The organism is Lentzea sp. NPDC004782, assembly GCF_040609115.1.
Taxonomy (GTDB): Bacteria; Actinomycetota; Actinomycetes; order Mycobacteriales; family Pseudonocardiaceae; genus Lentzea.
This window is the reverse complement of sequence record NZ_JBEXJN010000071.1, coordinates 28125-40949: the sequence shown is the minus strand read 5'-3', so window position 1 is coordinate 40949 and position 12825 is coordinate 28125. Positions and strand designations below refer to the sequence as shown.

12 protein-coding genes and 1 pseudogene are annotated in these 12825 nt (G+C 69.8%); 10 read left to right on the top strand and 3 right to left on the bottom strand.

Annotation, left to right across the window (positions count from 1 at the left end; translation table 11 throughout):
• Positions 1–403: 403 nt before the first annotated feature.
• From ABZV40_RS40350 to ABZV40_RS40325, 6 genes and pseudogenes are all read left to right on the top strand, one after another.
• Entirely contained in the window at positions 404–1840 is a 1437-nt protein-coding gene (locus tag ABZV40_RS40350; protein ID WP_355454454.1) for a HEAT repeat domain-containing protein, read from the top strand.
• An 8-nt stretch (positions 1841–1848) separates the two neighbouring features.
• On the top strand, positions 1849–2202 hold the full coding sequence (locus ABZV40_RS40345; RefSeq protein ID WP_355454453.1) for a hypothetical protein: 354 nt from the start codon (positions 1849–1851) through the stop codon (positions 2200–2202).
• Positions 2203–2268: 66 nt separating this feature from the next.
• Positions 2269–4053: an aspartate--tRNA ligase gene (gene aspS, locus ABZV40_RS40340; protein ID WP_355454451.1), complete on the top strand. Its 1785-nt coding sequence runs from the start codon at positions 2269–2271 to the stop codon at positions 4051–4053.
• Positions 4053–4994, top strand: a complete 942-nt coding sequence (locus tag ABZV40_RS40335) for a DUF389 domain-containing protein (protein WP_355454449.1) — start codon at positions 4053–4055, stop codon at positions 4992–4994. The genes aspS and ABZV40_RS40335 overlap by 1 nt, the downstream gene beginning before the upstream one ends.
• 102 nt (positions 4995–5096) lie before the next feature.
• Entirely contained in the window at positions 5097–6269 is a 1173-nt protein-coding gene (locus ABZV40_RS40330; RefSeq protein WP_355454447.1) for a hypothetical protein, read from the top strand.
• Positions 6270–6322: 53 nt separating this feature from the next.
• Positions 6323–6853 (top strand): annotated as a pseudogene (locus ABZV40_RS40325) (SGNH/GDSL hydrolase family protein); the annotation flags it as partial.
• 180 nt (positions 6854–7033) lie between these two features.
• Here ABZV40_RS40325 and ABZV40_RS40320 read toward each other — a convergent pair.
• Positions 7034–8383: a HAMP domain-containing sensor histidine kinase gene (locus ABZV40_RS40320; protein WP_355454445.1), complete on the bottom strand. Its 1350-nt coding sequence runs from the start codon at positions 8381–8383 to the stop codon at positions 7034–7036.
• Positions 8361–9086 (bottom strand): response regulator transcription factor, encoded by a 726-nt coding sequence (locus ABZV40_RS40315; protein ID WP_355454443.1) that lies wholly within the window; start codon positions 9084–9086, stop codon positions 8361–8363. Before ABZV40_RS40315 ends, ABZV40_RS40320 begins: the two co-directional genes overlap by 23 nt.
• 122 nt (positions 9087–9208) lie before the next feature.
• Between ABZV40_RS40315 and ABZV40_RS40310 the strand changes: the two genes are divergently transcribed.
• The 3 genes from ABZV40_RS40310 (at position 9209) to ABZV40_RS40300 (ending at position 11752) form a co-directional block, all read left to right on the top strand.
• A complete protein-coding gene (locus ABZV40_RS40310; RefSeq protein ID WP_355454441.1) occupies positions 9209–10891 on the top strand; it encodes a 5'-nucleotidase C-terminal domain-containing protein in 1683 nt (560 codons plus the stop codon).
• A gap of 74 nt (positions 10892–10965) precedes the next feature.
• Complete coding sequence (locus ABZV40_RS40305) at positions 10966–11421, top strand: hypothetical protein (protein ID WP_355454439.1); 456 nt, start codon at positions 10966–10968, stop codon at positions 11419–11421.
• Positions 11422–11431: 10 nt separating this feature from the next.
• Positions 11432–11752 carry a hypothetical protein gene (locus ABZV40_RS40300; protein WP_355454437.1) on the top strand — a complete coding sequence of 107 codons (321 nt, stop codon included), beginning with the start codon at positions 11432–11434 and terminating at the stop codon, positions 11750–11752.
• 89 nt (positions 11753–11841) lie between these two features.
• Here ABZV40_RS40300 and ABZV40_RS40295 read toward each other — a convergent pair whose 3' ends face one another.
• Positions 11842–12231: a hypothetical protein gene (locus tag ABZV40_RS40295; protein ID WP_355454435.1), complete on the bottom strand. Its 390-nt coding sequence runs from the start codon at positions 12229–12231 to the stop codon at positions 11842–11844.
• A 16-nt stretch (positions 12232–12247) separates the two neighbouring features.
• Between ABZV40_RS40295 and mug the strand changes: the two genes are divergently transcribed.
• Complete coding sequence (gene mug, locus ABZV40_RS40290; RefSeq protein WP_355454434.1) at positions 12248–12751, top strand: G/U mismatch-specific DNA glycosylase; 504 nt, start codon at positions 12248–12250, stop codon at positions 12749–12751.
• Positions 12752–12825 lie beyond the last annotated feature (74 nt).

Below are 12825 nucleotides of genomic sequence, written 5' to 3'. Positions count from 1 at the left end.
CACCCAAACCCAAGACACACAACAAGAAACGGGCCGCCGCTGACACGACGGCCCGCTAAGGAAACTCACCTGACGTTAAAACACCAGATCCACCTGAGGTGCAGTAAGGAGCCCTTCATCGTCGGCGGGCGCGGCCCGCGCGTGAGCTAGGTCTGGCGGAAAGGGCCGCGACACCTGTCGCGGCCCTTTCTATGCTCCCGTCTGTGCTGGAGGGACTGGAGGACATCGCGTGGGACCGGCTTGAACACAGCTACGGGACGGCGGAGGAGATTCCGCACCTGCTGCGCGCCCGGCGGTATTCGGCGAAGCCGGACTGAGACCTGGGCGAGCTGCTGTGGGCCGCTGAAGGCGTGAACTGGCCGCGATCGCGGCACTGCCGTTCCTGGTGGACCTCGCGTCCTCTGTGGACACTCCGTGGCGGATTTGCGTCCTGATCACGTTGTCCCGGCTGGCCGGCGACGGCGCCGAAGATCCGGAGTGGCGTGGCGTCTGGGACCGGGAACGGCTCCGCGTGCCGGCATTGGCCGACGACGCCGAACCGGCCGTCCGCCGGTATGCGTGGCACACGTTCGGCGAAGGTCGTGGATCGGCCGACGGTGTGCTGGAGGTCGTGCGGCGGTGCTGGTCGGACCTGCCGTCGCGGCTCGACATCGTGGTGGCGGCCGGGCAGTTCGCGGCCGACGAGGAGATCGCGGCGTGGCTGCGCGGGTTGCCGGTGCACGACGATCCGCAGCTGCGGCACGCGGTCGCGTACGCGTTGCGGCTGGGCGTCGAGGAATTCCTGCCGGGGTTCACCGGCGACATGTCGGTGTGGCGGGAGACCGCGTCGTTCGGGTTCTTCCCGAGCGCTGTGATCGGCAAACTGACCGAGGCGTTCGCGGAACGTCCCGAGGAGCACACCGCGTTGCTGCGCCGCCTCAGCAAGGCGCCGAACCGGCGGTTTGCCGTGCTGCGCGACGCGGGCACGCTGCTGAGCCGCTGGCGGTCTCCAGCGGCCGAACTCCTGCCCCTCGCGGCGTCCTGGCTGGAGGACCCGGAGCCCTCCGTCCGGTACGAGGCGGCACGCCTGCTCGGGTGCCTGCGGGCGGAGGAGTACGCCGACGCCGTCGCCGTGCTGCTGGACGACGAGTCACCGGTGTTCGACGACAAGGTCGGTGACGCGGCGGCGTGGGCGCTGGCCCGGTGCGGGCGACGGGTGCCGGATCTCCTGCACCGCTTGAGATCGCCGATGTCGCTCCCGTCCCTGGACGAAACGCTGTGGTCGTTGGCACCCGGCGCCTGCCCTGAGGTGGCGGAGCTGGTGGCACTGCTCGACACGGATCACCGGGCTGCGGCGCTGTGCCGGCTCGGCCGGCTCGGCACACCGGTGCCCCAGCTCGCGCCCACCGACCCGCTCGCCGCGTGGGCGTGGTGGCGGTGCGGCGGCGACCCCACCGCGGCCGCCGATGTGATCGTGACCGACGTGACGGCGGACGGCGTGCTGCGCAGGCGGTCCGTGGACCTGCTGCGGCGTCTGGGGCCGGCCGCGGCGCACCTGGTCGACCGGCTGCCGATGGAGGTCGAACGGACTTCGATGCGCGTCGAGACCAGGTGGGCGCACCTGAAGATGACCGGTGAGCCGGGTGATCTCGTCGAGGTGTGCGCCGAGGTGCTGGACGGAGTGGACACCGGGCGGTTCGAGCCCGCGATGATCAACGCGGCGCGGGCGCTGGCGGAGGCCGGTGTGCGGGTGGAGGCGGCCGCGGTGGCGCTGGCGTCGGACCGGCGTTTTCACAGCAGCGACGGCTGGCGCGGGATCGACCAGGACGAAGACCTGCGGGAAGCCCTGCGCGAACTATGATCCCGCGCATGCTGGAAGGGCTGGACTCCGTTGCGTGGCACGAGATCGACCACGCGTACGGTCCCGCGCTGGACACGCCTGGACACCTCAGAGCGTTGCTGTCCAACGATCCTGAGGTCGTCGCACAGGCAATAAAGGATCTCGACCGGACGGTCTGCGAGGAGGGCGGGTTCGTGTGCCCGGCGGCCACGGCCGTCCTGCCGTTCCTCGTCGAGGTGATGCCGGTGCTCGGCGCCGCGAACCGGGCCGCGCTGCTGGACATGATCGGCAGGCTCGCCGACGACGGCGAGAACGCCGAGCAGGTCGACCCGGGCTGGCCACGGGCGTGGGCGGAGGCGAAGGCCGCCATCCGCCCTGCCTGAAAATCTGTCGGTGCCGCCAGCTAGCCTTGACGGCAAAGCTGACTTCGTCTACAAGGAGCCACCACCGTGTTGCGCACGCACGAGGCCGGATCACTCCGGGCCGAGCACGCCGGGCAGTCCGTCACCCTGACCGGGTGGGTCGCTCGCCGGCGTGATCACGGCGGTGTCATCTTCATCGACCTGCGCGACGCGTCCGGTGTGGCCCAGGTCGTCTTCCGCGAGGGCGAGATGGCCGAGCGCGCGCACCGGCTGCGCAGCGAGTACGTCATCAAGGTCACCGGCGACGTGAGCAAGCGGCCGGAGGGCAGCGAGAACCCGGACCTGGCGACCGGCGCCATCGAGGTCTACGTCACCGACCTCGAGGTGCTCAACGAGGCCGCGCCGCTGCCGTTCCAGGTCGAGGGCGAGGGCGAGATCGGCGAGGAGGCGCGTCTCAAGCACCGCTACCTCGACCTGCGCCGCAGCGGCCCGGCCAAGGCCATCCGGCTGCGCAGCGAGGTCAGCCGCATCGCCCGCGAGGTGCTGCACGGCGAGAAGTTCGTCGAGATCGAGACCCCGACCCTGACCAGGTCCACGCCCGAGGGCGCGCGCGACTTCCTGGTGCCGGCGCGGCTGCGTCCGGGCTCCTGGTACGCGCTGCCGCAGTCGCCGCAGCTGTTCAAGCAGCTGCTCATGGTCGGCGGCCTGGAGCGCTACTACCAGATCGCGCGCTGCTACCGCGACGAGGACTTCCGCGCCGACCGGCAGCCGGAGTTCACCCAGCTCGACATCGAGATGAGCTTCGTCGAGCAGGACGACGTCATCGGCCTGACCGAGAAGCTGCTCGCGGCGATCTGGAAGGAGACCAAGGGCGTCGAGCTGCCGCTGCCGTTCCGCCGCATCTCCTACGCCGAGGCGATGTCGAAGTACGGCTCGGACAAGCCGGACCTGCGCTTCGACCTGGAGCTCACCGAGCTCACCGAGTACTTCAAGGACACGACGTTCCGCGTGTTCCAGGCGCCGTACGTCGGTGCCGTGGTCATGCCGGGCGGTGCCTCGCAGCCGCGCCGCACGCTCGACGCGTGGCAGGAGTTCGCCAAGCAGCGCGGCCACAAGGGCCTCGCCTACGTGCTGCTGGCCGAGGACGGCACGCTGGGCGGCCCGGTCGCGAAGAACCTGACCGACGCCGAGCGCGACGGCCTGGCCAAGGCGGTCGGCGCGAACCCCGGCGACTGCATCTTCTTCGCCGCGGGCGACCCGCGGGACGCGCGCGCTCTGCTCGGTGCGGCACGGGTCGAGATCGCGCACCGCGTCGGCCTGATCGACGAGAACGCGTGGGCGTTCGCGTGGGTCGTCGACTTCCCGATGTTCGAGGCCGTCGACAAGCTCGAGGCCGGCGACGTCGCGGTCGGCGGTGGCAAGTGGACGGCGCTGCACCACGCGTTCACCTCGCCGACGCCGGAGTGGATCGACAACTTCGAGACCGACCCGGGCAACGCGCTGGCCTACGCCTACGACGTGATCCTCAACGGCAACGAGCTCGGCGGTGGCTCCATCCGTATCCACCGCGCGGACGTGCAGCAGCGCGCGTTCAACGTCATGGGCATCGGCGCCGAGGAGGCGCAGGAGAAGTTCGGCTTCCTGCTCGACGCGTTCAAGTACGGCGCGCCGCCTCACGGCGGCATCGCGCTCGGCTGGGACCGCCTCGTCATGCTGCTCGCGGGTGCCGACTCGATCCGCGAGGTCATCGCGTTCCCGAAGAGCGGTGGCGGCTACGACCCGCTGACCGCCGCGCCGGCGCCGATCACCCCGCAGCAGCGCAAGGAGGCCGGCGTCGACTTCAAGCCGGAACAGAAGGAGCAGAAGGCCTGATGCTGCGGCTGAGGGTGGTCTGCCCGGCGGACCAGTCCGAAGCCGTGCTGAAGATCCTCCGCGACCACGCAGGGGCCACCCACCTGGTGGTCCTGCGTGGCGCGGCGATCGACCCCGCAGGCGACCTGATCACCGCCGACGTGGCGCGGGAGGCGGTCGACGAGATCGTCAGCCGGCTGTGCGAGCTGCACATCGACCACACCGGCGGCGTCACGATCGAGACGATCGACACCTCGCTGTCCGACGCGGCCGATCGTGCCGAGGAGCTCGCGCCCGGCGAGGGCTCCGACGTGATCGTGTGGGAAGAGCTGATCGCGAAGTCCGGTGAGGAGTCGCGGCCGAGCGTCACCTTCCAGGCGTTCCTGACCATCGCGTGCCTGCTGGCGGCGGTGGGCGTCGCGACGAACTCGCCGGTCACGATCGTCGGCGCGATGGTCGTCGGGCCGGAGTTCGGGCCGCTCGCCGCGATCGCGGTCGGGCTGGTCGCGAAGCGGTGGGACCTGGTCAAACGGGCATCGATCGCGCTCGGGATCGGGTTCCCGCTGGCCATGGTGATCACGTCGCTGCTGACGTGGCTGGGTGAGTTCGGCGGCCTGTTCGACCGGATGTCCTTGGTCAACGGCCACCAGGTCGACTTCGTCTACCAGTTCGGGCCGTTTTCCCTGATCGTGGCGTTGCTGGCGGGCGCGGCGGGCATGCTGTCGATGACGTCCGCGAAGTCCGCGGCGCTCGTCGGCGTGTTCATCTCGGTCACCACGGTTCCGGCGGCCGGGTACGCCGCGCTGGCCGCGGTTCTCGGAGTGTGGGACAGGGTCGGTCCCGCGGTGGCCCAGTTGGGCATCAACTTGATCGGTATTGTCGTCGCCGCCGCGCTCGTTCTGTTGATCCGCAGGCGCCGGGCAACGGATGGTGTTTCCACACGTCCACTGTCCAAGGGGTGATCCGGGAACAGCGCGAGCCGTTATCAACGAGTGGTGGTAGTCGCAGCCTGGCCGGATTAGCGTCGGTCCGGCTCACGGACATGGGGAGTAGGGTCGGAGGGGATGAGCGTGGAGATCACCGCGGGCCCTCCCGACACGACTTCACCTGAGATCGCCGAAGCTGTCGACGCGGCCGAGCGGGTACTGACCAGGCGTTTGGGCGCACAGGTGCGCCTGCAGGACCCCGAGGCTCTCGGGGGTACCGGTCGTTCCGTCGTGATCCGGGTCAGAGTGGCGTCCTCGCCGTTCTCGATGCCCCGCACGCTGGTCGTGAAGCGCTATCCAGCCGGTTCCGGCGACCGCGACCCGTGGGCGCACGAGGCCGTCAGCCACCAGCTCCTCACCGCGTTGCCCGCGGAGGAACGCGCCACCCCGGAACTGTTCGCGCACGACGTGACGTCGCGTCTGGTCGTGCTGGAGGACCTGGGCCGTGCGCCGAGGTTGTCCGAGAAGCTGCACGCGAAGGACGCGCGCGCCGCGGAACGTGGCCTGCTCTCGTGGGCGCACGCGATGGGCCGCCTGCACGCCACGACGGCGGGCCGGGACGCCGACTTCGACGCGTTGATGCGCCGGGCCGGCGCGCAGTGCTGCCAGGACCCGATCGCGGTCGACGTGCACGCGGCCATCGCGGGGTTACCGGCGTTGCTCGAATCGACGCTCGGCGTGGAGACGTCCGCGCAGGCCGTCGAGTTCGCCGCCGCGGCCGCACGGGCCTTCAGCACCTCGCGGCGGCGTGCGTTCAGCCCGTCGACGTCCTGTCCGGACAACCACCTGGTCACCTCGCGCGGGGTGCGGTTCGTCGACTTCGAGGGCGGCTGCGTCCGCGACATCGTGTTCGACGCCGCCGCGCTGCGCGTGCCGTTCCCGTCGTGCTGGTGCGGGTGGGGCCTGCCGCCGGGCATGTCCGAGGCCATGGTCGCCGCGTGGCGGGCCGAGGTCGGCTCGGTGTGGCCGGAGATGGACGACGACGCGATCCTCTTACCTCGCCTGCTGGAAGCGCAGCTGCTGTGGGTGTGGCTCGCGACGTGGCGGGCGCTGTCGAAGCCGATGCCCAACGTTGTCAACGCGCCGCCGCGCAGCGTCGTGCTGACCGGCCGGTGGGTGCGGCTGCGTGGCGACGCGCTGATCCTGGGCGAGAAGACCGTGGCGTCGCACGCCGACGCGGTGATCGGCGCGCTGGTCGACCGCTACGGCGCTGAGGTGCTCGAACTCCCTCTTTACCCAGCATTTCGCTGAACGGTTCCCACACGGTCATTCCGAGATCACCGGGCACGCTGATCCTGAGTCGCGTGCTGGTGCTACTCGGTGACTCGACAGCGGTCGGGATCGGCGACCTCGTTCCCGGCGGCTGGCGTGGCTTCGGCCCGATCCTGGCGTCCGCGTACCCCGATGACGGTTACCGCAACTACGCCGTCTCCGGTGCGCGGCTGGCGGACGTCAGGCACACCCAGCTGCCGCAGGCGTTGCGCGACCAGCCCGGCGCCGCCGTCGTCATCGCGGGCGTCAACGACACGCTCCGGTCGGACTTCTCGGTGCGGCAGATGCACGAGGACCTCGACCACATCTGCCGCGAGCTGACGAACATCGGCACCTCGGTCGTCACCGTGCGGTTCCACGACCAGGGGAGGGTGTTCAAGCTGCCCGGCAGGCTGCGCCGGGTGCTGAAGGAGCGCATCGACGAGTACAACCGCGTGATCGACGTCGTGGTGGCGCGGCACGGTGTCCGGTGCGTCGACCTGCACACGCTGCCCGGCGCGTACGAGCTGGAGACGTGGGCGGTCGACCGGCTGCACCCGTCCGAGCGCGGTCACCGGATGCTGGCCCAGGCGTTCGCCCGCGAGCTGCGCGCGCTCGGCCACACGGTCGGCGAGGTCAGCCTGGAGTGCTCCGGCGGCCGCGAGCTGACGGTCTGGCACCACGTCGCGTGGTTGCTGCTGAAGGGGGTTCCGTGGCTGTGGCGGCGCGGCGCGGACCTGCTGCCGTTGCTGTGGAGCGAGTCCTCAGACCCGCAGCGAGACGGTGAACGTGGTCTTGCCTGGGACGCTCTGCACGGTCACCTCGCCATCATGCGCGCCGACGACGGCGGCCACGATGGACAGCCCCAGCCCCGTGCTGCCGGCGGCGCGTGACCTGCTGCTGTCGCCGCGGGCGAACCGCTCGAACACCTCCAGGCCTTCCGGGATGCCCGGCCCGTCGTCGGTGACCGTCAGATCGACGCGTCCACTGTGGACTTTCAGGCCGGTGGTGACCGTGGTGCCGGGTGGCGTGTGGGTGCGGGCGTTCGACAGCAGGTTGCCCAAGACCTGGTGCAGCCGTTGGACGTCCCCGGGCACGGTCACGGGTTCCTCGGGCAGCTCGATCTTCCAGCTGTGGTCCGGTGCGGAGATCCTGGCGTCGCCGACCACGTCCAGCACGAGCCGGGACAGGTCGACCTCCTCGCGTTCCAACGGGCGGCCGTCGTCGAGACGGGCGAGCAGCAGCATGTCCTCGACCAGCGACGTCATCCGGACGGCTTCGGACTCCACCCGGCTCATCGCGTGCGCGATCTGCGGTGACACGTCCTCTTCCGAACGCCGGGTCAGCTCGGCGTAACCGCGGATGGCGGCGAGCGGGGTGCGCAGCTCGTGCGAGGCGTCCGCGACGAACCGGCGGACGCGGGTTTCGCTGTCGTGCCTGGCTTTCAGCGCGTCACCGACGTGGCCGAGCATGCGGTTCAGCGCCAGGCCGACCTTGCCGACCTCGGTGTCCGGGTCGGTGTCCGGCACCCGTTCGGCGAGCGCGACGTCGCCCTCGTGCAGCTGCAGCTCGGAGACGCGGGTGGCGGTGTCGGCGACGCGGTCGAGCGGCACGAGCGCACGCCGGATGATCCGCTGCCCGACGAGCGCGGCCGCGGCGACACCGGCCGCGGTGAGCGCCACCAGCAGCCAGATCATCTGCCAGACGACCTCGTCGACCGGTTCGGACGGCAGGCCCTTGATGCGCTTCTGGTCCACGTGGACGCGGAAGTAGCCGACGTCGTGGCCCAGGTCGAGGCCGTGGTTGCCCGGACCGAGCTCCTGCAGTTCGTGAGCCTCGTGGGAGCTCAGCGGGCGCGGCTGGTTCCAGAACGGCAGCTCGATCGTGCCGGTCACGGTGCCGTCGGAGTTGATCTGCGCGTTGATGCCGGGCGCGCGCTGACCCACCGGTGGCTGCTTGATCTCGTTGATCTGCCGGTCGAGGTCGTGGGTGAGGAAGCCGTGCAGGGCCAGCGCCGCGATGGCGCCGGTACCCACGGACAACGCCAGCAGCACCGCGATCTGGCCGACGATCAGCTTGGCCCGCAGCGTCCTAGGCCGAAGGCTTGAGGACATAGCCCGCGCCCCGCATCGTGTGGATCATCGGGGCGCGCCCGGCGTCGATCTTCTTGCGCAGGTAGGAGATGTACAGCTCGACGATGTTGGCCTGGCCGCCGAAGTCGTAGCTCCACACGCGGTCGAGGATCTGCGCCTTGCTCAGCACCCGCCGCGGGTTGCTCATCAGGTAGCGCAGCAGCTCGAACTCCGTGGCGGTCAACGAGATCTGCTCGCCGCCGCGGGTCACCTCGCGCGTGTCCTCGTTGAGAGACAGATCGCCGACGACGAGCCGTGCGCCCGCATCCTCCTCCGTGACGCCGGTGCGCCGCATGAGTGCACGCAACCGCAGCACGACCTCTTCGAGAGAGAACGGCTTCGTCACGTAGTCGTCGCCGCCCGCGGTGAGGCCCGCGATGCGGTCCTCCACGGCGTCCCTGGCGGTCAGGAACAGCACCGGCAGGTTCGGCTGCTCCGCGCGCATGCGGCGCAGCACCTCGAAGCCGTCGAAGTCCGGCAGCATCACGTCCAGCACGACCGCGTCCGGCCGGAACTCCCGTGCCGTGCGGACCGCGGTGGTGCCGTCGAGGGCGGTGCGGACGTCCCACTTCTCCATGCGCAGCGCCATCGTCATCAGCTCGGCCAGAGTGGACTCGTCGTCCACCACGAGCACCCGCACGGGCTGCCCGTCAGGCCTGCGGAGTTCGGATTTCATCGTGCGCATGGCTCCTATGGTGGCTGCTGAGCCTGTGTACCACCTGTGAGAGCCGTCCACCGTTCGGGCGATTGGCGGTTACGTCAATTGTGAGCAGCTATGTTCGATTTGAGGCCCGACGACTGACGGAGGTGAGCGGCCTGCGCACGTTCACGCTGACCGTCATGGGGTCGACCGACCTGCACGGCAACCTCTTCAACTGGGACTACTACCGCGACAGGGAGTTCGACGACTACGCGCACGACGACGTCGGCCTCGCGAAGATCTCCACGCTGGTGTCCGGGGTGCGAGACACCGTGGGGCGGCATCGGACGTTGCTGCTTGACGCCGGTGACACCATCCAGGGCACACCGCTGGCGTACTACTACGCGCGCGTCGAGCCGATCACGCGTGCGCACGTGCATCCGATGGCCGCCGCGATGAACGCCATCGGCTACACGGCCGCGGCGTTGGGCAACCACGAGTTCAACTACGGCCTGGAGGTGTTGCGGACGTTCGAACGGCAGCTGGACTTCCCGCTGCTCGCGGCGAACGCGCTGGACGTCTCGACCGGGCAGCCGGCGTTCGCGCCGTACGTGGTCAAGACGGTGTGGCGGACGGGCGGGCCGCCGTTGCGGGTCGGCGTCCTGGGGCTCACCAACCCCGGCATCGCGGTGTGGGACCGGGCGGTGGTGGAGGGCGTGCTGACGTTTCCCGGGCTCGTGGAGCAGGCGCTGCACTGGGTGCCGGAGGTGCGGTCCAAGTCCGACCTGGTGATCGTGGCGGCGCACTCCGGCGCCGACCTGTCGTCGTCACTGGGCGATCAGGTGCCGTTTCCGGAGAACTGCGCGGAGCTGGTAGCCGAGACCGTGCCGGGCATCGACGCCGTGCTGGTCGGTCATGCGCACGTGGAGATCCCGCAGCGGTTCGTGACGAACAAGGTCACCGGGCGGCCGGTGCTGCTGACCGAGCCGTTGTACTGGGGCAAGCGTTTGTCGGTGATGGAGTTCGACCTGGAGTTCGACGGCCGGTGGTCGGTGGTGTCCTCGCGGTCGTCCGTGCTGTCGTCTTCTGCTGTGGCCGAGGACCCGCGGATCGTGCGGTTGCTTCGGCACGACCACGAGAAGGTCGTCACCTACGTCAACGGCCGGATCGGCACCTGCGCGGCGGCGATGTCCGCGGAGCGGTCGCGGTTCGAGGACACGCCGGCGTTGCGGTTCATCAACCACGTGCAGGCGCTGGAGGTGGCCAAGTCGACGTCGCTGCCGATGCTGTCGTTGTGCGCGCCGTTCAACCGGGCGGCGGCGATCCCGGCGGGCGAAGTGTCCATTCGGGACGTTGCCGGGCTGTACATCTTCGACAACACGTTGCTGGGCGTGCGGTTGACAGGCGGGCAGCTGCGGGACTTCCTGGAGGAGTCGGCGCGGTACTTCCGGCAGGTGTCCTCCGCCGGGCCTTTCACGGCGGCCGAGGTGTCGGCGGACGTGCCGGACTACAACTTCGACATCGCCTACGGGCTGTCGGCGCCGCTGACCTACGACATCGACATCGCGCGGCCGGTGGGGTCGCGGATCGTGGGACTGGCGTACGACGGGGTGCCGGTGGACGACGATTTCGAGTTCGCGGTGGCCGTGAACAACTACCGGCAGGCCGGTGGCGGGGACTTCCCGCACATCGCTTCCGCGCCTGTGCTGCACAACCAGCAGCAGGAGATCCGGCAGCTGCTGATCGACTGGGTCAAGGCCGCCGGCGTGCTGGACCCGTCGGCTTTCGCGGGCCGGGACTGGCGGTTGGTGGCTGACGGCGTGCCCGTGGTGGTCTCCACGAACGGGTGAATTCGGACATGTTGTCCTGCGCCTTCTGCGGCACGTGGTGGCATTCCTGCCGCCGGATGCGGTAGGTCAGGCGCGTGCAGTTGCCGCAGCGCGTCTTCGTCGGCGCCCTAGTAGTGCCGATGCTGCTCGCTTCGGTGGGCACCGTGTTCCGCCCGGAAGCCGAGATCGCACCCGGCCACCTCGTGCTCGCGGTGCGCTCGACGGAGATCGTGCTGGCCGGCACCGCGGCCTCCGCGACCGAGCGCCAGGAGGTCGTGGACGCCGTGCGCGAGCTCACCGCCTCCCACCGCATCACCGACATGATCACCGCGAACGCGGGCGAGCGGATGCCGGTCACCCCGGCCGTCGCCGCCTCCCTGCTCGGGGTGGTGCTCGACCAGGACGTCACCGACTTCACCGGCGTCGTCCACAGAGGACACCTGACCGCGTCGGCCCGCGTGGCGGACCCGGACCGCGCGGGCCTGCTGAGCGACGCCCTGCGCGCCGCCGCCCACGGCCTGCGCGTCGACGAGGACTTCACTTCGGACTAGGAGCTCTGCGTTGTTCGGCTTCTTCATCCAGATGTTCCTGCTGTGCGCGGGGGCCTTCCTCGCGGGCGTGCTGCTGACGTGGCTGTCCCTGCGCTCCCGCACCGCCGCTTCCACTCCGGCTTCGGCCGAGGGCCGCCTGTCGATCATGGAGGAGCCGGTCGCCCTGGCACCCGCGATCAAGGCCAACTCGCGGACGATGATGTTCCACACCCCGGATTCGCCGTACTACAAGCGGATGAAGGGGGACGCGTTCTTCCACTCGCCGGAGGACGCGCGCCGGGCGGGCTACACGATGTGGACGCCGCGGCCGCGCGTGCCTGCCGCGTCCTAGCCGTCCCGGCGCGCCGGGTGCTCGATGAAGGGCTCCTTGCTCCACCTGAGGTGGAACGCCAGGAACTTGAGCGGCTCCGGGAGCGCGATCTACGAGGCTCGTGAAGGTCGCGCTGATGACCAGTCGAGGCCGACTCGAATCCGTGCTAGTTGATCTGTATGAAGGGCGCCTTCATCCACTCCAGGTGGATGAAGGCGCCCTTCATCGACGTCGGTCAGGCCGTGGCGCGGGTTCACCTTGTGCAGCAAGGCTTTGGGGTGGCGCTCGGCGACCTGGGTGTGATCCCGCTCGGTGAGCTCGTCGTCCATCCACGTCGTGGCCCACACCGGCTCGCACGGCAGCGCGGCGAGCCACGGGCCGTGCAGTGGATCGAGCCGTGCGAGTAGCGGGTTGTCGTGCTGGAGGCCGCGCCCGGCGATGCCCTCGCCGAACGGGAGCAGCGGGCCGTCGACGTCGAGGAACAGGATCGGGCGGCTCACCTCGTAAGCTTGGCCGGTGATTCCCGACGTGATCAAGCCAGGGCTCGACGTGCTCTTCTGCGGCATCAACCCCGGCCTCGTCTCGGAGGCGACCGGTCACCACTTCGCCCGGCCGGGAAACCGGTTCTGGCCCGCGCTGCATTTGTCCGGTTTCACCCCGCGTCTCTTCGCGCCCGCCGAGCAGTTGCAGCTCCTCGGCCTCAACCTGGGCATCACGAACGTCGTCGCGCGCCCGTCCGCCAAAGCCGACGAATTGACCATTGACGAGCTGAAAGCCGGCGGGGTCGAGCTGACCGAAAAGGTCGAGCGGTATTCACCGGAGGTTCTCGCGGTGCTGGGTGTGACGGTGTACCGGGCGGCCTTCGGTCGCAAGAAGGCGCAGGTCGGGCCACAACCGGACACCGTGGGCGGGGTGCGGGTGTGGTTGCTGCCCAATCCGAGCGGGTTGAACGCGCACTGGCAGCTGCCGGCGCTCGCGGAGGAGTTCGCAAGGCTCAAAGCGAGTATTCATCGTCACTGAAAGTGGGCGCTCTGCGTCCATTCGAGTGGCCTTCACTCGAAAGTGGAACCATGCACGCCGAGCTGCGTCAATAT